The organism is Kitasatospora sp. NPDC023385 (genome assembly GCF_055664045.1).
On the sequence record NZ_JBVOOL010000017.1, the window covers coordinates 98,135 to 119,742 of the forward strand.

The 21,608-nt window shown below is 72.9% G+C and carries 17 protein-coding genes, 1 pseudogene and 1 riboswitch; of the genes and pseudogenes, 11 read left to right on the forward strand and 7 right to left on the reverse strand.

Annotated features, from left to right (window positions below; all coding sequences use genetic code 11):
• Positions 1-20 precede the first annotated feature (20 nt).
• Together AC0B61_RS25115 and AC0B61_RS25120 are read left to right on the forward strand one after the other, a co-directional pair.
• The gene (locus AC0B61_RS25115) at positions 21-509 is read left to right on the forward strand and encodes a nucleotide triphosphate diphosphatase NUDT15 (RefSeq protein WP_471742985.1); all 489 of its coding nucleotides are present in this window, start codon (positions 21-23) and stop codon (positions 507-509) included.
• A gap of 125 nt (positions 510-634) precedes the next feature.
• Positions 635-1,291, forward strand: coding sequence for an Rv1733c family protein (locus tag AC0B61_RS25120; protein ID WP_471742986.1), 657 nt, complete (start codon positions 635-637; stop codon positions 1,289-1,291).
• Positions 1,292-1,300: 9 nt separating this feature from the next.
• Here the strand turns inward: AC0B61_RS25120 and AC0B61_RS25125 are convergent, their stop codons facing one another.
• The 3 genes from AC0B61_RS25125 to AC0B61_RS25135 form a co-directional block, all read right to left on the reverse strand.
• On the reverse strand, positions 1,301-1,978 hold the full coding sequence (locus AC0B61_RS25125) for a YoaK family protein (RefSeq protein ID WP_471742987.1): 678 nt from the start codon (positions 1,976-1,978) through the stop codon (positions 1,301-1,303).
• A 46-nt stretch (positions 1,979-2,024) separates the two neighbouring features.
• Positions 2,025-2,759, reverse strand: coding sequence for an MgtC/SapB family protein (locus AC0B61_RS25130; RefSeq protein WP_471742988.1), 735 nt, complete (start codon positions 2,757-2,759; stop codon positions 2,025-2,027).
• Positions 2,760-2,867: 108 nt separating this feature from the next.
• Positions 2,868-4,562 (reverse strand): NRAMP family divalent metal transporter, encoded by a 1,695-nt coding sequence (locus AC0B61_RS25135; RefSeq protein WP_471742989.1) that lies wholly within the window; start codon positions 4,560-4,562, stop codon positions 2,868-2,870.
• Positions 4,563-4,923: 361 nt separating this feature from the next.
• Positions 4,924-5,099: riboswitch (M-box (ykoK) riboswitch) on the reverse strand.
• A gap of 174 nt (positions 5,100-5,273) precedes the next feature.
• On the opposite strand from AC0B61_RS25135, the gene AC0B61_RS25140 reads away from it, so the two are divergent.
• The 4 genes from AC0B61_RS25140 (at position 5,274) to AC0B61_RS25155 (ending at position 10,403) form a co-directional block, all read left to right on the forward strand.
• On the forward strand, positions 5,274-6,074 hold the full coding sequence (locus tag AC0B61_RS25140; protein ID WP_471742990.1) for an ABC transporter ATP-binding protein: 801 nt from the start codon (positions 5,274-5,276) through the stop codon (positions 6,072-6,074).
• Positions 6,071-8,809 (forward strand): FtsX-like permease family protein, encoded by a 2,739-nt coding sequence (locus tag AC0B61_RS25145; protein ID WP_471742991.1) that lies wholly within the window; start codon positions 6,071-6,073, stop codon positions 8,807-8,809. The genes AC0B61_RS25140 and AC0B61_RS25145 overlap by 4 nt, the downstream gene beginning before the upstream one ends.
• Positions 8,810-8,994: 185 nt before the next feature.
• On the forward strand, positions 8,995-9,417 hold the full coding sequence (locus AC0B61_RS25150) for a BlaI/MecI/CopY family transcriptional regulator (RefSeq protein ID WP_471742992.1): 423 nt from the start codon (positions 8,995-8,997) through the stop codon (positions 9,415-9,417).
• A complete protein-coding gene (locus AC0B61_RS25155; protein ID WP_471742993.1) occupies positions 9,414-10,403 on the forward strand; it encodes a M56 family metallopeptidase in 990 nt (329 codons plus the stop codon). The genes AC0B61_RS25150 and AC0B61_RS25155 overlap by 4 nt, the downstream gene beginning before the upstream one ends.
• A 131-nt stretch (positions 10,404-10,534) precedes the next feature.
• On the opposite strand, the gene AC0B61_RS25160 is transcribed toward AC0B61_RS25155, so the two are convergent.
• Entirely contained in the window at positions 10,535-11,629 is a 1,095-nt protein-coding gene (locus AC0B61_RS25160) for a C40 family peptidase (RefSeq protein WP_471742994.1), read from the reverse strand.
• 449 nt (positions 11,630-12,078) lie between these two features.
• Between AC0B61_RS25160 and AC0B61_RS25165 the strand changes: the two genes are divergently transcribed.
• From AC0B61_RS25165 to meaB, 3 genes are read left to right on the forward strand one after another with little or no spacing between them, the layout of a single operon-like run.
• Positions 12,079-13,947 (forward strand): methylmalonyl-CoA mutase family protein, encoded by a 1,869-nt coding sequence (locus AC0B61_RS25165; protein WP_471742995.1) that lies wholly within the window; start codon positions 12,079-12,081, stop codon positions 13,945-13,947.
• Positions 13,944-16,220, forward strand: coding sequence for a methylmalonyl-CoA mutase (scpA, locus tag AC0B61_RS25170; RefSeq protein WP_471742996.1), 2,277 nt, complete (start codon positions 13,944-13,946; stop codon positions 16,218-16,220). Before AC0B61_RS25165 ends, scpA begins: the two co-directional genes overlap by 4 nt.
• Before the next feature lie 31 nt (positions 16,221-16,251).
• On the forward strand, positions 16,252-17,238 hold the full coding sequence (meaB, locus tag AC0B61_RS25175) for a methylmalonyl Co-A mutase-associated GTPase MeaB (protein ID WP_471742997.1): 987 nt from the start codon (positions 16,252-16,254) through the stop codon (positions 17,236-17,238).
• A gap of 86 nt (positions 17,239-17,324) precedes the next feature.
• Here meaB and AC0B61_RS25180 read toward each other — a convergent pair.
• A pseudogene (locus AC0B61_RS25180) lies at positions 17,325-17,783 on the reverse strand (ATP-binding protein); the annotation flags it as partial.
• Between the two features lie 123 nt (positions 17,784-17,906).
• On the opposite strand from AC0B61_RS25180, the gene AC0B61_RS25185 reads away from it, so the two are divergent.
• Both AC0B61_RS25185 and AC0B61_RS25190 read left to right on the forward strand, forming a co-directional pair.
• Positions 17,907-18,233, forward strand: a complete 327-nt coding sequence (locus AC0B61_RS25185; RefSeq protein WP_471742998.1) for a putative quinol monooxygenase — start codon at positions 17,907-17,909, stop codon at positions 18,231-18,233.
• Positions 18,230-19,468, forward strand: a complete 1,239-nt coding sequence (locus AC0B61_RS25190) for a helix-turn-helix domain-containing protein (RefSeq protein ID WP_471742999.1) — start codon at positions 18,230-18,232, stop codon at positions 19,466-19,468. The genes AC0B61_RS25185 and AC0B61_RS25190 overlap by 4 nt, the downstream gene beginning before the upstream one ends.
• Positions 19,469-19,784: 316 nt before the next feature.
• On the opposite strand, the gene AC0B61_RS25195 is transcribed toward AC0B61_RS25190, so the two are convergent.
• Both AC0B61_RS25195 and AC0B61_RS25200 read right to left on the reverse strand, forming a co-directional pair.
• Positions 19,785-20,639 (reverse strand): polysaccharide deacetylase family protein, encoded by an 855-nt coding sequence (locus tag AC0B61_RS25195; RefSeq protein WP_471743000.1) that lies wholly within the window; start codon positions 20,637-20,639, stop codon positions 19,785-19,787.
• Between the two features lie 170 nt (positions 20,640-20,809).
• Complete coding sequence (locus tag AC0B61_RS25200; RefSeq protein WP_471743001.1) at positions 20,810-21,412, reverse strand: superoxide dismutase; 603 nt, start codon at positions 21,410-21,412, stop codon at positions 20,810-20,812.
• Between the last annotated feature and the right edge of the window lie 196 nt (positions 21,413-21,608).

Genomic DNA, 21,608 nt, shown 5'->3' on the forward strand with positions numbered 1-21,608 from the left:
GGAACGGAGATGACGGCGAAGTGACCACCGCCCCCGTGCTCGGCGCCGGGATCATCGTGCCCACCGGGGACGGCCGGGTGCTGATCGGGCGGCGCACCACCGCCGGTGAGCCGCCGACCTGGAGCCTGCCCGGCGGCAAGGTCGACCCGGGCGAGTCCTTCGAGCAGACCGCGGCCCGCGAACTCGCCGAGGAGACCGGCATCGTGCTGCCGGCCGAGGCGATGCGGGTGCTCGCCGTGCACCTCGACCACGAGCTCGGACGGCCGAGGCTGACCGCCGCCGTCCTCACGCCGTTCAGCCTGGCCGAGGCGGTGGTCACCGAGCCGCACGCCTGCGCCGGCTGGGAGCGCTTCCCGGTGGACGCGCTGCCGGAGCCGATGTTCTACCCGTCCGCGCTGGTGCTCGGCAGCTGGCGGCCACACCTCGCCCCGGTGGTCCGGGCCGGGACGCACGGCTACCCCGTCGGGCACGGCTACCCCGTCGCACCCGGCTACCCCGTCGCCCGCTGACGTGCGGACGGCGGGCTAGCCGACGAGTGCTCCGAGCGCGCACGACTCTTGTGCGCGGGGGCCCGCCGGGTGGAAATTGGTGGCGCAACCGCCTTGTGCCCCCGCGCCCCTGAGGAGCCCTCAACGTGTCCAGCACACGTCGCCCGGCCCGGCCCGCGTCGCTCCCGCGGCGAACCGGCCGCCGGCTGCGGTGGGCCCTCGGTGCCCGGCACGAACCGCTCGTCCGCCCCCTCGACCGCTCCCGGGCCCGCGCCTGGCTGCTCGCCGGGCTCGGCGCGGTGCTCGCCGTCGCCGTCGCCGCGGGCGGCGCCGTGCTGCTCTACCGCGGCACCGCGCCCAGGGCCGCCGCCGAGCGGGCCCGGCTGCACCGGGTCGAGGCGGTGATCAGCAGCACCCCGGACCGCGCCGCCGGCTCCGGCGGCCGGTTCGCCGGGGGCTACAGCGACCGGATCGACGTCGAGGCCGCCTGGACGGCTCCCGACGGCACCCGGCGCTTCGGCACCGTCCAGGCCCCGCGCTCCGCCGTCGCCGGCTCGCGCGTGCCGGTCTGGACCGACCCGTCCGGCGCCGCCTCCGCTCCCCCGGTCGAGCGCGCGGCCCTCGCCGTCTCCGCCGCGTGCACCGGCACCGGCGCCCTCCTGGTCCTGCTCGCCCTCCTCACCCTCGGCCTGCGGCTGCGCCTCCAGCTGCTCGACCGCCGCGCCGAAGCCGCCTGGACCGACGGCTGGGCCCGCCTCGAACCGCTCTGGAGCGGCCGCGCGGGGCACCGCCGCGAGGACTGAGCCACCGGCTCAGCGGGGCCGGGTCCAGGCGGGCGCGGGGGTGGGCTTGGCGGCGTGGTGGGTGAGGGCGGCGACGGCGAGGAGGAGGACCAGGGCCAGGGCGAGCGCGGTGGAGACGTGTGCGTGGACGACGAGGACGGCTCCGACGAGGGCGCCGGCGAACATCCAGACCGCGGAGGCGAGACGGCGGGGGCCGGTGCGGTCCGCGGCGAGGGCGGTGATGGTCATGGTGAGCACCGTGGTGGTCAGGTCGGGGACCTTCAGGGCGCGGACCACCGCGTTCTGGCCGCCCATGGCGAAGCCGAGCAGCGCGATCAGGGTGTAGCGGGCCGGGTCGCCGGTGTGGCCGACGGCCGCGGCCAGGACGGTGCTCGCGGCGACGAGCACCGCCTGGACGGCGACGACGGCGGTCAGCAGGCGCCCCCGGTGGCCGGGCAGGCGGCGGGCGAGGTGGCCACCGGCCAGGGCGCCGAACAGGAAGGCGGCGAGCGCGGTCAGCGAGGCGGTGGCGGAGAGGTTGGCCGCGCCGGCCAGGGCGAAGCCGAGGAACACCACGTTGCCGGTCATGTTGGCGACGAAGACGTGGCCGAGTGCGAGGTAGCTGACCGCGTCCACCACTCCGGTGACCACGGTCAGCACCAGCAGCATGGGCACCAGCGGACCGTGCTCGGGGTCGGGGGTCAGCATGGGGCCTCCCAGGCGGTTCGTGTGACGGACCTTCCGTTCTACTCCCTCAGGCGAGCGCCGGGCCGCCCGGGTCCTCCGGGTCCTCGTCCAGGTGCCAGTGCAGGTCGCGGACGCCCGGTTCCAGGGACAGCCGCGAGACGACCGGTTCGAGCGCGGGGGCGACCTGCCCGGTGATCGCGACGGTGGCCCGCAGGCTGGTGGCGTCGCCGTCCTCGGTGCGGCGGGCGCGCAGGCCGGTCGGGGCGAGGCCGGAGCCGGCCAGGGCCTGGAGCAGCAGGGCCCGGATGTGGGTCTCGGACCTGCGGTCGCACTCCAGGTGGACGGTGGCGCGGCAGGTGGAGTCCGGGTCGCTGCCGGACTGCGGGGCCCGGTCGAGCAGCCGCCCGGCCGGCCGCAGCACCACGTGGACGGCGAGCACCATGAGCGTGCCGAGGACGGCCAGCTCCAGCTTGCCGGCGGCGGCCAGCACCCCGACGGCGGCCGAACACCACAGGGTGGCAGCGGTGTTGAGGCCTCGGACGCCGGCGCCGTCGCGCAGGATGACGCCACCGCCGAGGAAGCCGATGCCGGAGACGACGTAGGAGGCGACCCGGGTGGGGCTGCCGGTGTCACCGACGGCCTCGCTGTACAGGACGAACAGGGTGGCGCCCGCGGCGACCAGGGCGTTGGTGCGCAGGCCGGCCATCCGGGCCCGCCACTGGCGCTCGACGCCGATCAGTGCGCCGCAGGCGACGCCGGTGGCGAGCCGGACCAGGAAGTCGGCGGTGGTCAGGGTGTGCACGACGGCACCTCCTTCACGGGGAGGGGTACGGGCTTCACGGGGGAAGGGGTACGGGCGGGTGGCGGGCCGCTGCCCGTCCGCCCGCCCGTACGGGCTGGGGTCGGCGGGTCAGTGGCCCAGGGCGGTCTGGACGACCTTGATGATGACCATCACCATCGCCACGAGCAGGTAGGCGCGCAGGGCGCCCATGCCGGCCTTGCGGCTGGCGGACATGGCCGGCTTGTCGAGGGTCTCCAGCGGGGGCATCCGCCAGTTCTCGCGGCCGGTGCGGTCGACGGGGTCCTCCTTGGTGGCCGTGCGGCCGGCGGTGAAGGAGTACCCGGCGACCAGGACGCCCGTGACGCCGCAGCCGGCCATGATCCACAGGATCGCCTCGGAGCTGATGTCCGGCCAGACGACGGCGGCGGTCAGGATCATCGAGAGCATCACCAGGACGCCGACCACGGCCGAGGTGAAGGCGTTGGTCCTGGGCCCGTTCACCCACGGCCCGAGCACCGCCCGGTCGTTGCAGAGCAGCAGCAGGAAGACGGTCGCGGAGGGCAGCAGCACCCCGGCCAGCACCTGCACGAACTGCGTCATCAGCCCTTGCATGTGGTCGGTGGACAGCAGCGTGATCGCGGCGGCCAGGGCCACCAGGCCCGCGTAGACGGCGTAGAAGCCCTTGGCGCCCTTCACCCCGCGGTGCAGCGAGTGCTTGATGCCGAAGACGTCGCCGACCGCGTACGCGGTGGACAGCGAGACGGCGAACGCGCCGATGATGGAGGCGTCCAGCAGCGCGATCGCGAACAGCACGCCGGCGACGTGCCCGGCCTTGGCCTCGATGCCCCGGGCCACCGCGCCCGCGTCGGAGAACTGCCCGGCGCCGCCGGTGCCCGCGAAGGCCGCCGCCGTCAGGCCGATCAGCGCCGCCGCGCCGACGATGACCACGACGATGCCGATCCACAGGTCGACCTTCTCGTACCGCATGAAGCGCGGGGTGATCCGCTTGTCGATGACGTACGACTGCTGGAAGAACAGCTGCCACGGGGCGACGGTGGTGCCGACGATCGAGATGATCACCAGCATCACGGCGGCGAGCTGCCCGGATCCGCCCGGCATGGTGGGCGTCACGAAGTCATGGGCCAGCTGCGAGGTCTTCGGGTGCACCAGGAAGTAGACGGGCACCAGCAGCAGCGACCCCAGGCACAGCGTCACCGCGACCCGCTCGAAGCGCTGGAACGAGCCGGTGAACGCCGAGGCGATGATGATCGCCGCCGCGAGCACGACCGCGGCCGCCTTCGGCAGCCCGAGGTAGCCGGCCGCGAGCGTCACGCCGATGAACTCCGTGACCAGCGTCAGGGCGTTCAGCAGGAACAGGTCGATCACGCTGAACGCGCCCCAGAACTTCCCGAAGCGCTCCAGGATGAGCCGGGCGTGGCCGACCCCGGTGACGGCGCCGAGGCGCAGCACCATCTCCTGGTTCACGTACAGGACCGGGACCAGCATCAGGAGCGTCCACAGCAGCTTGGTGCCGTAGTTCTGCCCGGCCTGCCCGTACGTCGAGAACGCGCCGGCGTCGTTGTCGCCGACCATCACGATCAGGCCGGGCCCGACGATCGCGAGCAGCGTCTTCAGCCGGGCCGAGAGGCCGTGCCGGGGGGCGGTGTCGTCGAGGCGGACGGTTCCGAACGCGCCCTTGATGTCGCCGACATGGGCGTCGTCGAGGACGGCGGCGGGGGCGGCGGCAGGGGCGGCGGCGCGGGCGGGGGAAGGGGCGGCCGAGCGGGCGGCGGGGATCTTCGGGTCGAGCGTCACGTGAGTCATGGGTGGGGCCTCCCTGCCCCCTACCTTGAGGGGGCGTCAGGGGGCACGCGGCGACAACCCCCTGCGGGCGCACGGCACCGGTCCGTACGGCGGCGCTGAGCGGCGGCGGCCGGCCGTACGGGCATGACGGTGCGTCAGGACGCTCGGCTCCGGGCAGGGTTGAGTGCCGGACGGAGCGCCTGGTGGGACGCGCAGGGGGAGTTGTTACCGCGTGCCGGAGGTGATCGAGAGCATGCGGGGATGGGGGCAACTGTGGCCCGGACTACTGCAGTCCATGGTTCTCGCCTCCTCCCGGCCGGGGGCGCACCGACTGTGCGCCGCTTCACGACACGGCAAGGAGCACACCGGCCCGCGGGGGACCGGCACACCCCAACTCGTCAGAGCTTTGGCACTCCACGGCGTGTCCGGCCGACCGGCCGGAAGCCACTTGGGGTCAACCCTTAGGTCGGGAAGACCTGTCCTGAACCTGGGCGTCTCTCGACGTCGTCGGGTCAGTGGCCTGTGTCCGTGAAGACGCCTCACCGAACGAGGTGCCCTTTCACACGTTCAAAGCACGTCCACAGCGCGTTCAAAGCCGCGAACTCGAACAGCATAGCCCCCGGTTCGGGCTCCCCGGGCCGCTTTCCGACTGAACTTCGACACCTTTGTAGAAGTTTGACCGAGCCCGACGGACTTGAGCATTCCTCTCCGGCATATATAGTTCACCGACATATGCAGTCGAGTAGCTCACGAGGGGGAAGTGTGTCCCACACCGATCCGACCCGATCCGCGCCCGTCCTGTGCCTGGCCGACGTCTCCCGGGTGCACGGGCACGGCGCCGCCGAGGTGCACGCCCTGCGCGGGATCGACCTGGCCGTCCACCCGGGCGAGTTCGTCGCCGTCATGGGGCCGTCCGGTTCCGGCAAGTCCACCCTGCTGACCCTGGCCGGTGGCCTCGACCAGCCCACCGGCGGCGAGGTGCTGGTCGAAGGGGTCTCACTCGGCGGCCTCCGCCGGGGCAAGCTCGCCGACCTGCGGCGGCGGTCCATCGGGTACGTCTTCCAGGACTACAACCTGATCCCGGCGCTCACCGCCGCCGAGAACATCGCCCTGCCGCGCGAACTCGACGGCGTCCCGGGCCGCCGCGCCCGCCGGGAGGCGCTGGCCGCGCTGGAGGAACTGGGCATCGGCGAACTCGCCGACCGCTTCCCCGACGACATGTCCGGCGGCCAGCAGCAGCGCGTCGCCATCGCCCGCGCGCTCATCGGCGAGCGCCGGCTGGTGCTCGCCGACGAACCCACCGGCGCCCTGGACTCCACCACCGGTGAAGCCGTCCTCGCCGTCCTGCGCGCCCGCTGCGACGCCGGGGCAGCCGCGATGATGGTCACCCACGAGGCCTCGCACGCCCGCTGGGCGGACCGGATCGTCCACCTGCGGGACGGCGCGGTCGACTCGGAGACCCCCGGGTACCGCTCCGCCCCCTGCCCGGCCGCGGTCCACCGCCCCAACGCGACGGGCCAGGTGACGCAGTGAGGCTCGGAGCCTGGCGGGTCGCCCTGCGCATCGCCCGCCGCGACGCCCTGCGCGCCAAGGGCCGCAGCGCGCTGATCGTCGCCATGATCGCCCTGCCCGTCCTCGGCGTCACCGGCGCCGACGTGGTCCACCGCAGCGGGCAGCTCACCCCGGCCGAACGAGTCGAACGGGTGGTCGGCGGCGCGGACGCCCTGGTCACCGCGCTCAACCCGGGCCAGGCCGTCGAACAGGCCCCGGTCGCCGAGGACGGCGCCTTCGCCGTCACGCCCCGCCCGGAGCAGCAGCCCACCGCCGAGCAGCAGAAGGGCGCGAGCACCGACCCGGTCACCCTGGTCGGCTCGCTGCTGCCGCCCGGCAGCGCGCTCACCCCGGCCCGGCCCGGGCCGGAGACCGGCGCGACCTCCCCGGAAGGCCTGGTCCGCACCCTCACCACCGAGGCCGACCTCGGCGACCCGATCTGGCGCGGCCGGATCGACCTGGTCGAGGGCCGCGCCCCGGCCGCCCCGCACGAAGTGGCCGTCACCCGGGCCTTCCTGGACCACGCCGGCCTGAAGATCGGCGGCACCACCACCGTCCAGGAGCTGGACCGGACCACGTTCACCATCACCGGCGTCGTGGAACATCCGGACGAGCTCGGACGGGTCGAACTCGTCGGCCGGCCGGGTCAGTTGCTCGACCCGATGGCCGCCGCCGCGATGCCCGGCCAAGCCGCCGCCGCGCGGACGTCCACCGAACGCGCCTCCTGGCTGGTCCGGCTCCCGGCAGGGGCCGCGCTCGACTGGGCCAAGGTCCAGGCGTTCAACGCGTACGGCTACACGCTCACCGCGCGCTCCGTCGCACTCTCCCCGCCGCCGCACGCCGCCGTCCCGTACTACCGCGACGCGTACCGCTACCACGACCCGGCGGCCGACAACTCCACCAAGGTGGTCGCCGCCACCGTGACCGGCATGGCGCTGCTGGAGGTCGCCCTGCTCGCCGGGCCCGCCTTCGCGGTCGGCGCCCGCCGCTCGCGCCGCCAGCTCGCCCTGCTCGGCGCGGCCGGCGGCCGCCGGGCCCACGTCGGCGCGGTCGTGCTCGGCGGCGGCCTGGTCCTCGGCACGGCCGGGGCACTGACCGGCGTAGCGCTCGGCACCGGACTGGTCGCCGCGCTCCGGACACAGATCGAACAGGTCGGCGGCACCCGCTTCGGGCACTTCGCCCTGCCCCCGCTGGACCTGCTCGCGATCGCCGGGATCGGCCTGGTCACCGCCCTGCTGGCAGCGGCCCTGCCCGCGCTGCAGGCCGCCCGCCGCAGCGTCACCGCCGGGCTCACCGGCCGGGACACCGTCCGCGGCCCCAGCCGCTCGATCACCGTGACCGGCCTGCTCCTGGTCGTCTTCGGCGCCGTGGTCGCGATGTACGGCGCGAGCGCGGTCGAACGCGGCCAACCCGCCGTCAGCACCTACGACACCCGCACCCTCACCGTGCTCGGCGGCTCGGTGACCGCCGAACTCGGGCTGCTGCTCTGCACCCCGATGCTGGTCGCCGCGATCGGCCGGGCCGCCGGAAAGCTCCCGCTCGGACCCCGGCTCGCCCTGCGCGACTCGGCCCGGCACCGCTCGCGCACCTCCCCGGCGATCGCCGCGGTGATGGCCGCGGTCGCCGGCGCCGTCGCCATCGGGGTGTTCAGCACCAGCACCGACGCCGAGAACCGGCGCGACTACCGGCCGTCCGCCCCGTACGGCGCCGTCCGGCTCACCAGCTACGGCGAAGGGCCCCGACTCGACCAGCTGCGCGCAGAGGTGGAGAAGCAGCTGGCCGGCCTCGGCCCGCGCGGCGACCTCGCCCAGGTGGTGTACCGCTTCTGCCCCAACTGCTCCAGCACCGTCCAGCTCAAGGGGCAGGTCAACTGGCGCACCCTCGCCGACACGCCGCACCTGGCCGCCGCCGACGCCACCGTGCTGCACAACCTGTTCGGCATCCACGACCCGGCCGCCGACCAGGCACTGGCCGCCGGACAGCTCCTCGTCTTCGACCGGAACCTGATCGGCGCCGACGGGAAGGCCGTGCTCCAGATGCGCGGCGGCGGGGCACCCGTCCAGCCGGGCGAGACCCCCAAGCCCGACCTCCAGGAGGTCCCGGTCGACGCGGTACTGGTCGACAACCCGACCGCCGCCCGCTTCGCCCAGGGCATGATCCTGCCCTCCGCGCTCGCCAGGCTCGGGCTCGCCGCCCAGCCCACCGGCTCGGTCTGGCTGCCCGCCACCCCGCCCGACCGCAAGCAGCAGCAGCGCGCCGAGGCCGCCGCGATCCGGCTCGACCGCGTCGCCCAACTGGACGTCGAACGCGGCTACCAGCCCAAGAGCGACGCCCTCACCCTGGCGCTCACCGGCTTCGCCGGCCTGGTCGTGCTCGGCGCGGCCGGGATCGCCACCGGCCTCGCCGCCGCCGACTCCCGACAGGACCAGGCCACCCTGGCCGCCGTCGGCGCACCGCCGCGGATCCGCCGGACCATGGCTGGCCTGCAGTGCGCGCTGATCGCCGTGCTGGGAGCACTGCTCGGGGCGGCCAACGGGTTCGTCCCTGCGGTGGGGCTGCTGAAGTCCCGGGCGAGCGGGTTCGGGGGCCAGCCGGCGCTGATCACCGCGCCGTGGGGCGAGCTCCTGCTGGTCGTCCTCGTGCTGCCGGTGGTGGCTGGACTGCTCGCGGCACTGTTCACCAAGTCCCGGATCCCGCTCGGGCGGCGGCTGTCCTGAACCCGCACCGCCCGGTCCGACCACGGGCCGAGCACCACCCGGGCACGCCGGGCGCCCGCCTCCGCCAGCCGGGGGCGGGCGCCCGGCCCTCGCCGTACCATGGGCCGCGCTCCGGCGGCTGACGGCGTCGGGGACGATCCGTACCGGTTGGGTACGGATCGGTGCTGTTGGGTACGGTTCGGTGCTTGCGGCACGGCTCGGTGCCTGAGGTACGGCTCGGTGAGGGGGACACGGCGGTGCTACGGGGGTTCGGCGACCTGGAGGCCGAGATCATGGACCGGCTGTGGTCCTGGCACCGGCCGGCCACGGTCCGCGAGGTCGTCGACGACCTGCGGCAACAGCGGGAGGTCGCATACACCACCGTCACGACGGTCGCCGACATCCTGCACACCAAGGGCTGGCTGCGCCGCGACAAGATCGGCCGCGCCTGGGTGTACGAGCCGACCTGCACCCGCGAGGAGTACACCGCCGGGCTGATGCACCAGGCACTGGAGACCACCCCCGACCGGGCCGGCGCACTGCTCCACTTCATCGACCGGATCAGCGGGGACGAGGCCGCCGCCCTGCTCGCGGCCCTCGCCCAGGTGAAACGCCGGGACGCGGAGTGACCCTCGCGCTGCTCGGCCTCTACCTGGTGACGGTCGGCGTCCTGCTCCCCCGCCGACTGGCCGGCTCCGCCCGGCTCCAGGACCGCCCGGCGACCGGCGCGGCGCTCTGGCTCGCCCTGATGGCCTCGTTCACGGTGGCCGCGGCGCTCACGGCGCACCACCTGGCGCAGCCCCTCGCCCACGAGCCGGCGGGGCTACTCGGCCTGCTCGGCCTGCTCCCCGACGGCCTGCTCCCCGACGGCCTGCTTCCCCACGCCTTGCTCCCGCACGCCGAACACGCCGGGCCTGTCCTCCCGCACACCCACGACTGGTGGCTGCCGGCCGCCGCCGGCGCGCTGGTCGCCACCCTGGTGACCGCCGTCGGCCTGCGCACCGGCCGGGCCCGGCGGCGGCACCGGGCCCTGCTGGACGTGGTCGCCGTACGGGACGGGCGCTGGGGCGCGCTGGTCCTGGAGCACGCGCACCCGACCGTCTACTGCCTGCCCGGGCGGCAGTCCCGGATCGTGCTGTCGCGCGGGGCCCTGCGGCTGCTGGACGAGCGTCAGCTCACCGCGGCCGTCGCCCACGAGCACGGGCACATCCGGGGCCGCCACCACCTGTTCCGGCTGCCGGCGGACACCTTCGCGCTGCTCCTCGGGCCACTGCCGCTGGCCCGGGTGGGACGCTCGGAGGTGGCGCTGCTGCTGGAGATGGCGGCGGACGACGCGGCGCTGGCGCAGGTGTCGCGGACTGAACTGGCCTCGGCGCTCTGCGCGTTGGCGACCGCCGGCGCCCAGGTCTCGGGGCCGGCGCCGGGAGGGGGCCCTGATGGTGATCCGGGCGGCGGCTCGATGGGCGTGGCCTCGACCGGCGTGCTGGCCCGGGTCCGCCGACTGGCCCGGCCGGGCATCGGGCGACCGCGGCAACTGGCGTGGCGACTGGTCGAGTTGGCCCTGTCGGGACTGCCGGTGCTGCCGTACCTGCTGACCTGCGCCCCACCTCCGTAGCGAGCCTGCACGCAGAGCAGGCCGCACGCAGAGCGAGCCATACGCGCAGCAGGGCGCACGCGCGGCAGGGCCGCTGGGGAGCGGCGACGGCCCGCCCCCGCCGGAGCGGGAGCGGGCCGTCGCGGGCGCGGTCAGGCCGGGCGGACGGCGCCCATGTACTTCATCGCGGAGATCGGGAGCACCTCGATGTTCTTGCCGGTGCGCGGCGAGTGGATCATCTTGCCGTCGCCGATGTACAGGCCGACGTGGTGCAGGTCGTCGTAGAAGAAGACCAGGTCGCCGGGCTGGAGGTTGGCGCGGTCGACGTGCGGGCCGGAGTTCCACTGGTCCTGGGACATCCGGGGGATCGTCACGCCGGCCGCGCGGTAGGCCATGCTGGTGAGGCCGGAGCAGTCGAAGCTGTCGGGCCCGGTCCGGCTCCAGCCGTACGGCTTGCCGAGCTGCGCCTGGGCGAACCCGATGATGGTGGCGGCCCGGCCGCTGGCGGCCGGCACCGGGGCGTTCAGGTCGGGGCGCTCGGCGGAGCGGGAGGCGCGGTCGGCCGCGGCGGCGGTGGCGGCGGTGGCGGCCTGCTTGGCTTCGGCCTTGGCGTTCTCGGCGGACTGCTGGGCGTTGATCTTGGCGCGGTCCTCGGCGCTGAGCTTGTTGAGCGTCGCCTGGGCCTGGGCCAGCTTGGTCTGGATCTCCTTCTTCTGCTCCGCCAGCTGGGTGCCGACGGAGTCGAGCTCGGCGAGGGTGGCGGTGGCCTCGGTGCGGTCCTGGTCGAGCTTGCGCTGCTCGTCCTGGGCCTGCTTGAGCAGGTTCGCCTGGGAGTCGGAGACCTGGTTCTGCACCGAGGCGCGCTCCAGGTAGCCGGCCGGGTCGGAGTCGAGCATCAACTGGACCGCCGGGTCCATGCCGTTGGTCCGGTACTGGTCGGCGGCGACCGCGCCGAGCCGGGTGCGCAGCTCGTTCATCGCGTCCTGACCGCGGGCGACCTTCTCCTGGATCAGGTTGGCCTCGCCCTGCAGCTTCTGCTGCTTCGCCTGGAAGCCGTTGTGGCGCTCGATCGCCTGCTCGGCCTGCTCGTTGAGCTGGTCGACCTGCTCCTTGACGGAGGCGAGGGTCGGCGCGGGCTCGGCGTGGGCGGTGCCGGAGGCGAGGACCGCGCCGCCGGCCGCCATGGCCGTGGTGAGGACCGCCATGCGGGCCCGGCTGGGGGGGCTGGGCTTGCGACGCTTTCCCATGGGCGGTCGGCTCTCCTTCGGGGGAATCCGCGGAATCCGGGGGCGGCTTCGCGGGGGCCGGGGACGGGCGAAGGCGGACAGGACGAGCAACGGGGGGGTACTGCCCCACCCGCCTTCTTCTAAGTAACTTAATAGATGACTGGCGGGGTTCCGCAATCGCCCTGATCATGGCCTCACGAGGCCACGCCAGGACGCCGATCGCGTTCTGTGCCATCGACGTTGACTACGGACGCCACCGGCCCGCCGGTTCACTCGCCGCCGCCGCAGCGACACCGGCACCGACGCCCGCAGCGACATCCGTAGCGGCCCGTACGCCGCGCGCCTCCGGACGTGACACCCCGGCCGTGGCACTCCTCGCCCCCAGGAGTGCTGAGAACCCGCCAAATCGAGGCAAACGTCACAGGCGGCGCCCCTCCTGCGGCTCTGCGAACGGGCGCTAACCTGCGGACATGAAGGTCCCGCCCGAAGGGCTCCCCCTCGCTGCCGAGTTCCCGGCCGCGCACCGTGAGCAGTGGCAGCAGCTCGTCCAGGGCGTGCTCCGCAAGTCCGGTGCCCAGCCCGAGGACGGCGCCGCCGCCGAGCAGGCACTCACCACCCACCTCCAGGACCGGCTGAGCGCGCGCCCCCTGTACACCGCCGACGACACCGCGGTCGACCCCGGCTACCCGGGCTTCCCGCCGTTCGTCCGCGGCGCCCGGCCGCAGGGCTCGGCGGTCGCCGGGTGGGACGTCCGGCAGCGGCACGCCGACCCGGACCGGCGGCGCACCAACGAGGCCGTGCTCGCCGACCTGGAGAACGGCGTCGGCTCGCTCTGGCTGGAACTGGGCGGCGCGGGCCTGCCCGTGGACGCCCTGCCCGAGGCGCTGACCGGGGTGTACCTGGACCTGGCCGCCGTGGCACTCGACGCCGGCCCCGACTTCACCGAGGCCGCCGAGCAGCTGTTCGAGCTCTACGAGCGGCGCGAGGTCTCCCCCGCCGCCGCCTCCGGCAACCTCGGCGCCGACCCGCTGGGCCTGCAGGCCCGCACCGGCGACACCGCCCGCACCGACGCGCTGCTCGCCGGCGCCACCGCGCTGGCCGCCCGCTGCGCCGCCGACTACCCGGGCGTACGGGCGCTGACCGTCGACGCCCTGCCGTACCACGAGGCCGGTGCCTCGCCCGCCCAGGAGCTGGGCTGCTCGCTCGCCACCGGCGTCGCCTACCTGCGCGCGCTGACCGCGGCCGGGCTGTCGGTCGACGCCGCGCTCGGCCAGCTCGAGTTCCGCTACGCGGCGGACGCCGACCAGTTCCTGACGATCGCCAAGTTCCGCGCCGCGCGCCGTCTCTGGGCCCGGATCGCCGAGGTGTCCGGCGCCGGCCCCGAATCCGGCGCGCAGCGCCAGCACGCCGTCACCTCGCGGGTGATGATGACCGCCCGCGACCCGTGGGTGAACATGCTGCGCACCACCGTGGCCTGCCTGGCCGCCGGAGTCGCCGGCGCCGACGCCGTCACCGTGCTGCCCTTCGACAGCGCGCTCGGCCTGCCGGACGCCTTCGCCCGCCGGATCGCCCGCAACACCCAGTCGATCCTGCTGGAGGAGTCCCACCTGGCCCGGGTGATCGACCCGGCCGGCGGCTCCTGGTACGTCGAGCAGCTGGGCGAGGAACTCGCGCAGGCCGCCTGGGCCTGGTTCCAGGAGATCGAGCGGGCCGGCGGCCAGCAGGCCGCCCTCACCGACGGACTCGTCGGCGAGCGGATCGCCGCGACCTGGGCGGAGCGCTCGACCCGCCTCGCCAAGCGGCGCGAACCGATCACCGGCGTCAGCGAGTTCCCGCACCTGGACGAGCAGCCCGTGGTCCGCGAGCCGGCCCCGGCCGCGCTCTCCGGCGGCCTGCCGCGGGTGCGCCGCGCCGAGGCGTACGAGGCGCTGCGGGACCGCTCGGACGCCCACGCCGCCGCGAACGGCGCCCGCCCGACGCTGTTCCTCGCCTCCATCGGCACCGCCGCCGCACACACCGCGCGCACCACCTTCGCGGCCAACCTGTTCCAGGCGGGCGGGATCGCGACGACCTCCGTCGAGTCCGTCGACCCGGCCGCGTTCGCCGAGGCCTTCCGGGCCTCCGGCGCGAGCGTCGCCTGCCTGTGCTCCAGCGACGCCCTGTACGGCGAGCACGCCCCGCAGGTGGCCGCCGCCCTGAAGGCCGCCGGCGCCGCCAAGGTGCTGCTGGCCGGGCGGCCCGGCGAAGTGCCCGACGGAGTGGACGAGTTCATCCATGCGGGCGGGGACGCGGTCGCCGTCCTGACCGCCCTGCTCGACCTGATCGGAGTGGCCCGATGATCCCTGACTTCACCGGAATCGGGCTGGACGGCGGCGCCCCCGCGGCCGCCACCGCGGATGCCCCTGCGGACACCCCTGCGGACGCCCGCGCGGATGCTCCTGCGGCCACCACCGCGGCCGCCGCTGACGAGCGCTGGCAGGCCGCCTGGCGGCAGGCCACCGGCAAGGACGTCGACGAACTGCTCTGGGACACCCCCGAAGGCATCGCCGTCAAGCCGCTGTACACCCCGGCCGACCTGGCCGGGCTGGACTTCCTGGACACCTACCCTGGCATCGCCCCGTACCTGCGCGGGCCGTACCCGACCATGTACGTCAACCAGCCGTGGACGGTCCGCCAGTACGCGGGCTTCTCCACCGCCGAGGAGTCCAACGCCTTCTACCGCCGCAACCTCGCGGCCGGCCAGAAGGGCCTGTCGGTCGCCTTCGACCTGCCCACCCACCGCGGCTACGACAGCGACCACCCGCGCGTCACCGGCGACGTCGGCATGGCGGGCGTCGCCATCGACTCGATCTACGACATGCGCCAACTGTTCAACGGCATCCCGCTCGACAGGATGTCGGTGTCGATGACCATGAACGGCGCCGTGCTGCCCGTCCTGGCGCTGTACATCGTCGCCGCCGAGGAGCAGGGCGTACCGCCGGAGAAGCTGGCCGGGACCATCCAGAACGACATCCTCAAGGAGTTCATGGTCCGCAACACCTACATCTACCCGCCGCAGCCGTCGATGCGGATCATCTCGGACATCTTCGCGTACACCTCGCAGAAGATGCCCCGGTACAACTCGATCTCCATCTCCGGCTACCACATCCAGGAAGCGGGCGCGACAGCCGACCTGGAGCTCGCCTACACCCTCGCCGACGGCGTCGAGTACCTGCGCGCGGGCCTCGACGTGGGACTGGACGTGGACGCCTTCGCGCCCCGGCTCTCGTTCTTCTGGGCGATCGGCATGAACTTCTTCATGGAGGTCGCCAAACTGCGCGCGGCCCGGCTGCTCTGGGCCAAGCTCGTCCGGCAGTTCGACCCGAAGAACGCCAAGTCCCTTTCGCTGCGCACCCATTCGCAGACCTCGGGGTGGTCCCTGACCGCTCAGGACGTGTTCAACAACGTCACGCGCACGTGCGTCGAGGCGATGGCCGCCACCCAGGGCCACACCCAGTCGCTGCACACCAACGCCCTCGACGAAGCACTCGCCCTGCCCACCGACTTCTCCGCGCGCATCGCCCGCAACACCCAGCTGCTGCTGCAGCAGGAGTCCGGCACCTGCCGGGTCATCGACCCGTGGGGCGGCTCCGCGTACGTCGAGAAGCTCACCAACGACCTCGCCGCCAGAGCCTGGCAGCACATCCAGGAAGTCGAGGCCGCCGGCGGCATGGCCAAGGCGATCGACGCCGGCATCCCCAAGATGCGCGTCGAGGAAGCCGCCGCCCGCACCCAGGCACGCATCGACTCCGGCCGCCAGCCCGTGATCGGCGTCAACAAGTACCGGGTGGACAGCGACGAGCAGATCGACGTCCTCAAGGTCGACAACTCCGCGGTGCGGACCGCGCAGATCGAGAAGCTGCGGCGGCTGCGCGCCGAACGCGACGAAGCCGCGTGCCAGGACGCGCTGCGCGCGCTGACGGCGGCCGCCGAGGCCGGACCGCAGCGCGACGGCTCACTCGACGGCAACCTGCTGCACCTGGCCGTCAACGCCGCCCGCGCCAAGGCCACCGTCGGCGAGATCTCGGACGCCCTGGAGAAGGTGTACGGCCGCCACTCCGGCCAGATCCGTACCATCTCCGGTGTGTACCGAGACGAAGCGGGCCCCTCGGCCCCCCTCCAGCGCACCCGCGACCTGGTCGAGCGGTTCGAGCAGGCCGAAGGCCGGCGGCCGCGCATCCTGGTCGCCAAGATGGGCCAGGACGGCCACGACCGCGGCCAGAAGGTCATCGCCACCGCCTTCGCCGACCTCGGCTTCACCGTCGACGTCGGCCCGCTCTTCCAGACCCCGGCCGAGGTCGCCCGCCAGGCCGTCGAGGCCGACGTCCACATCGTCGGCGTGTCGTCTCTGGCCGCCGGCCACCTCACCCTGGTGCCCGCACTGCGCGCCGAACTCGCCGCGGCGGGGCGCGAGGACATCACCATCGTCGTCGGCGGGGTCATCCCCCCACAGGACTTCGACGCGCTCTACGAGGCCGGCGCGGCAGCGGTCTTCCCGCCCGGCACGGTCATCCCCGAAGCGGCGTACGACCTGCTGGAGTCCCTGGCCGCCGACCTCGGCCACGAGCTGTGAGCCGGGATCTGTGAGCCGGGACCTCTGAGCCATGCCACCGAGGACGATCGATCTCGACGCCTACGTGACGGGCGTCCTGGACGGCTCGCGCGCCTGGATCGCGCGAGCCGTCACCCTCGTCGAGTCCACCCGGCCCGACCACCGCACGCTCGCCCAGCAGCTGCTCCAACGGCTGCTGCCGCACGCGGGCGGCGCGGTCCGGGTCGGCATCACCGGGGTGCCGGGCGTCGGCAAGTCGACCTTCATCGACTCCTTCGGGTCGATGCTGACGGCCGCGGGCCACCGGGTCGCGGTGCTCGCCGTCGACCCGACCTCCAGCCGGACCGGCGGCTCCATCCTGGGCGACAAGACCAGGATGGAACGCCTCGCCGTCGACCCCGCCGCCTTCGTCCGACCCTCCCCGACCTCGGGCACGCTCGGCGGGGTCGCCAAGGCCACTCGGGAATCCATGGTGGTGATGGAGGCCGCCGGATACGACGTGGTGCTCATCGAGACGGTCGGCGTCGGCCAGTCCGAGACGGCGGTGGCCGGGATGGTCGACACCTTCCTGCTCCTCAGCCTCGCCCGGACCGGCGACCAGCTGCAGGGCATCAAGAAGGGCGTCCTGGAACTGGCGGACGTCATCGCCGTCAACAAGGCCGACGGCCCGCACGAGCCGGACGCGAAGGCTGCAGCCCGCGAACTCGCGGGCGCAATGCGGCTGTTGCAGCCCCCGGACGCCGCGTGGACCCCGCCGGTACTCACCTGCAGCGGGCTCGACGGCGCCGGCCTCGACGTCCTCTGGGAGCGGCTGCAGCAACACCGCAAGGTGCTGGACGCCACCGGGGCCCTGGCCGCCAAGCGCCGCGACCAGCAGGTGGAGTGGACGTGGGCCATGGTCCACGACCAGCTCTACGCGCGACTGCACGAGAGCCCCGAAGTACGGCGCCTCGCCGATGAGTTGGAAACTCGGGTCCGCGCCGGCACCCTCCCGGCAGGACTGGCCGCCCAACAGATCCTGGACGCCTTCTTCGGCTGACCGAGAACCCGAAGGCCGGGCGCCGTGCCCCACCCATGCGTGGGGCACGGCGCTTCGACGGTTTCGGAGTACTCGAACCACACCACCTTGCCTGCCCCCGCCGAGTACCACCCCCACGCGTGCGCCAGCGCCTCCACGAGCAGGAGGCCGCGCCCGCCGGTCGATTCGGCATCACACTCCCGAACCGGCAACTCACCACACTGGTCGGCGACTTCGACACGAACCCGCCCGGCCATCCACCGAACCGTCACGGTACAGCGCGCCCTGGCATGCAGCAGCGCGTTGGCGATCACCTCGCTCGCACACAGCTCCAGTTCCCGCAACGCGTCGTCCGACAGCGGCACGCCCCACTCCCGTACGATCGCCACCACCAACCGCCGCGCCGCCGGCACGGCGCCGGCCCCCGGCGGCTCATCCCACTCCAGCGGAACCGGGAATCGCGCATTGTTGAGCGGGCTGACGACCACGTTCCACCCCATTGCTCCTCCATCACCGCAGATGGACAGTTGCCGCCGACGAACGGCAGCGAAAGGGACTCCACCCATAGCTCTCCGCAATGGTGGCAGCACCGAAAGTAGTCGCAGGAAAACTGTGAGTCAAGTGAATCTGCTACTCGCAGACCTTCACCGAGTCATGCGAGACTCAACCGATTCAGGAAGGGGAGAACCATGGGATTCGGTCTGGTTGTGCGCTTCGTCGCCCACGACGCGGCAGCTGCCCACGACTTCGACACCCTGGCGGCGCAGGCCCTCAAAGGCATCCGCACCCAGGAGCCCGGAACGCTCGTCTACGTCAACCACGCCGTGCCAGACGAACCTCGCGTCCGGATCTTCTACGAGCTGTACGCGGACCGTGCGGCGTTCGAGGAACACGAACGCCAGCCGCATGTCCGCCGGTTCCTGGCCGAACGTGGCCAGTACCTCGAATCATTCGAGGTCACGTTCCTCGATGAGATCTCCGGCAAGGGCTCATCGGGCGACAAGGCCGCCCGATGAGCCCTGAGGAGCAGCAGGCGTTCGGCGCCCGAGTCGCCCAGCTCCGCAAGAGCCGAGGCATGAGGCAGGATCAGCTCGCCGCCGCCATCAACCGAACCGCCAGCTGGGTGTCGCAGGTCGAGCGCGGTGTCCAGCCCGTGGTCCGCCTCGACGTGCTCCAGTTGCTGGCGAACGGCCTCGGCGTGTCAGTCCAGACGCTGCGGGCCGATGCGCCATCGCCCGCAGCACCCGCACCGCAAGCAGGAGAACGGACCAACGACCTTGACCTGGTTCGGCTCTCCCTCTCGGGCCATCCGGCCCTCGATGCGCTGCTCGATGAGCAGCGCCAGACAGCCACACCCGAGATTGCCGAGCTGACCGCTGCCGTCGAGCAACTCTGGCATCTGACACACGACGCGCGATTCGCCGAGCTGGGCACGGCCATCACCGGCGTTCTGCCGCGTTTGGAGAAAGCAGCTCGGACCGCCACCGCGAACGAACGTCCCGAGGTCCACCTGCTGCTCAGCCAGGCCTACCAGGCAGTCGCAGCAGCCTTCGTGCGCCAGGACGAGGCCGATGCTGCCTGGGTGGCCGCTGATCGCGCCATCCGCGCCGCCGAGCAGTCCGGACAACCACTGCACGTCTTCGCCGGCGTCTACCGTCTCGCTCACGCGTTCGTCCGGCTCCAACGGCTGGACCAGGCAGAACATTCGGCAGGAAGTGCGGTGGCAGCCCTGCGGGCATACACCTCGAAGGCCGACCCGCTGCCTGAAGCACTTTCCGTTCTCGGCGCGCTCCACCTTGTCCTCGCGCTGGCCGCCGCCCGCGCCGGCCAGCGCGAACGAGCCCACCAGGAACTCGCGAACGCACGAGGCGTCGCGGAGCAACTCGGCGAGGACCGCAACGACTTCAACCTGGAGTTCGGCCCTACGAACGTCGAGATCCAAACCGTCTCCTTGGCCGTCGACCTCGGCGACGCAGGTGAGGCCCTGGACCTGGGTCTCCGAATCGACGCCGGCCGGCTCTCGACCGAGCGGAGGTCCAGGCTGCTGATCGACCTTGGCCGCGCTCACGCCCAGCGTCGACACCTCGGGGAGGCCATCGATTGCCTCCTCCGAGCAGAGGAGTTGGCACCGGAAAGCGTCCGAGGTCACGTGGGCGCTCGGGCCACGATCCGCGAGCTCATCCTAATCGCCGGCCGGAGCGCACCATCGGCGCTGGTGAAGCTCGCCAAACGCGCCAACGCAACGGGGTGACGAGGTGCGGATCGGGATCACGGGGCATCGCGGATCGACGGCCGACACCGAGGACTAGGTCCTGGGCATCGATCTAGCAGAAACGGTGAGCAGCCAGCCAACCGGTCAGGACGAGAGCGGAGCTGGCGAAGCCACCTCGCCGTCCGCTACCTCCATGACGACGTCGCCCCTTGGCTGGACGGTACCTGGAGTGAAGCCGTCGGCCGGGAGCTGTTCGCAGCCACCGCGCACGGACCCGATGCAGCCCGCCGGTGCCGCGCTCCTGCGACTCGCGTGGCAGCACCGAGGGTCGCTGTTGCCCGGGTGGTAGGGCGTCTCACGGGGTGGTTTGGACCGGGAAGCCGGTGGGGCGGCCCTGGGCCTTCAGCCAGGTGAGGACCTGGTCGAGGGCGTCGACGGTCTGCTGGCGGTCGCCGCCGCCGTCGTGGAACAGGAGGGTCGGGCCGTTGTGGATCTCCTTCTTCACCGTGTCCACGATGGTGGCGGTGCCGGGCTTGCTGAAGTCCTTGGAGTCGACGTTCCAGCCGAGCGGGCGCATGCCGTTCGCGGCGGCGATGCGCCGGCTGTCGGGGGTGAACGAGCCGCCGGGGGCCCGGTAGTAAAGCACCTTGGCGCCGCCCGCGGCGTCCTCGATCATCTTCTTCGCGTCCAGGATCTCCTTCTCCTGGTAGGCGACGGGCTTCTTGTCCATCGTGGTGTCGTGGTGCACGGTGTGGTCGCAGAGCCGGTGGCCGGCCGCGACGACCTGCTTGACGAGGTCGGGGTGGGCCTTGGCCTGAGGTCCGATCATGCAGAACGTCGCCGTCACGCCGTGCCGCTTGAGGACGTCGAGGACCTTCGGGGTCCACGTGGGATCGGGTCCGTCGTCGATGGTGATGTTGACGGCGTTGCCTCCGCTCTCGGAGGCGTGGGCTATGCCGTCGGGTATGCCACCCGGCTGCTGCGTCCCGCCGTCTCCGCCGTTGGTGCCCGCCCCGTCGCCACCGTTGGCGCTCTCGCCGCCGCTGCCGTCGCCGGACTCGCCCTGCTCCTGTGCGCTGTTCTGCCGGGGGGTGGCGTCCGAGTCGGTGAGCGTCGCGACCCCCCAGGCGCCCACCGTCAGAGCGACGGCCGCCGCCGCGAGGGCCACTCGGCTGCCGGCCAGATTCTTCATACGTGCTTTGGCGTCCATCGGTTGACTGCTCCCCCACCCGTCTTCGAGCTTTCCGAGGTTGATGACGTGAACCGGATCGGTGGGGTTCCCCGTTTTTCACTTCGTCGCAGGTGGCGGCCTTGGCCGTCGGCCTCACGCATGAGGCCCCGGGCCGCGCGCGCGGTCCGGGGCCGTTCGGCCGGCGAGGGTCAGGCGCTCTTGACGGCCGTGAAGCGGGCGGACACGTCCTGCCAGTTGACGACGTCCCACAGGCGGGTGACGTAGTCGGGGCGGACGTTGCGGTACTGCAGGTAGTAGGCGTGCTCCCAGGCGTCGAAGGCCAGCAGCGGGGTGGTGCCCTGGCCGACGTTGCCGTGGTGGTCGTAGACCTGCTCGACGATCAGGCGCTTGGCCAGCGGCTCCCAGGAGAGGATGCCCCAGCCGGAGCCCTGGACGCCGGTGGTGGCGGTGGTGAGCTGCTTCTTGAAGGCCTCGAAGCTGCCGAAGTGCTCGGTGATGGCGTCGGCCAGTTCGCCTTCGGGGCGGTCGCCGCCCTCCGGGGAGAGGTTCTGCCAGAACAGCGAGTGGAGGACGTGGCCGGACAGGTGGAAGGCGAACGTCTTCTGCAGGCCGACCAGGCCGCCGAGCTGCTCCTTGTCGCGCGCCTCGGCGAGCTGCTCCAGGGTGTCGTTGGCGCCCTTGACGTAGGCGGCGTGGTGCTTGGAGTGGTGCAGCTCCAGGATCTCGGCGGACATCGCCCGCTCGAGCGCGGAGTAGTCGTACGGCAGGTCGGGAAGCGTGTAGGCGCCCATGGTGGGACACAGCCCTTTCGACGGATGGTGATGATCGTGCCGGGACAACACTATTGCGTATGAGTTGCAAGAACGCTGCATGGGCTCCTGCTTATTCCCGTCGAAAGCTCAACAGGGCGACCTCCGTCAGGGTCTGACAAGTTTTCCGCTCCCGGGCCTTCCCGCAGCCATCGCGGGTGTGCCATTTTACATGTCA

What these genes read in the sequence shown, in the direction of transcription:
- AC0B61_RS25200 (WP_471743001.1), bottom strand. Translation starts at nt 21,412, where the DNA reads ATGGGCGCCTACACGCTTCCCGACCTGCCGTACGACTACTCCGCGCTC.
- scpA (WP_471742996.1), top strand. Translation starts at nt 13,944, where the DNA reads ATGATCCCTGACTTCACCGGAATCGGGCTGGACGGCGGCGCCCCCGCG.
- AC0B61_RS25185 (WP_471742998.1), top strand. Translation starts at nt 17,907, where the DNA reads ATGGGATTCGGTCTGGTTGTGCGCTTCGTCGCCCACGACGCGGCAGCT.
- AC0B61_RS25160 (WP_471742994.1), bottom strand. Translation starts at nt 11,629, where the DNA reads ATGGGAAAGCGTCGCAAGCCCAGCCCCCCCAGCCGGGCCCGCATGGCG.
- AC0B61_RS25135 (WP_471742989.1), bottom strand. Translation starts at nt 4,562, where the DNA reads ATGACTCACGTGACGCTCGACCCGAAGATCCCCGCCGCCCGCTCGGCC.
- AC0B61_RS25125 (WP_471742987.1), bottom strand. Translation starts at nt 1,978, where the DNA reads ATGCTGACCCCCGACCCCGAGCACGGTCCGCTGGTGCCCATGCTGCTG.
- meaB (WP_471742997.1), top strand. Translation starts at nt 16,252, where the DNA reads ATGCCACCGAGGACGATCGATCTCGACGCCTACGTGACGGGCGTCCTG.
- AC0B61_RS25190 (WP_471742999.1), top strand. Translation starts at nt 18,230, where the DNA reads ATGAGCCCTGAGGAGCAGCAGGCGTTCGGCGCCCGAGTCGCCCAGCTC.
- AC0B61_RS25165 (WP_471742995.1), top strand. Translation starts at nt 12,079, where the DNA reads ATGAAGGTCCCGCCCGAAGGGCTCCCCCTCGCTGCCGAGTTCCCGGCC.
- AC0B61_RS25195 (WP_471743000.1), bottom strand. Translation starts at nt 20,639, where the DNA reads ATGGACGCCAAAGCACGTATGAAGAATCTGGCCGGCAGCCGAGTGGCC.
- AC0B61_RS25140 (WP_471742990.1), top strand. Translation starts at nt 5,274, where the DNA reads ATGCAGTCGAGTAGCTCACGAGGGGGAAGTGTGTCCCACACCGATCCG.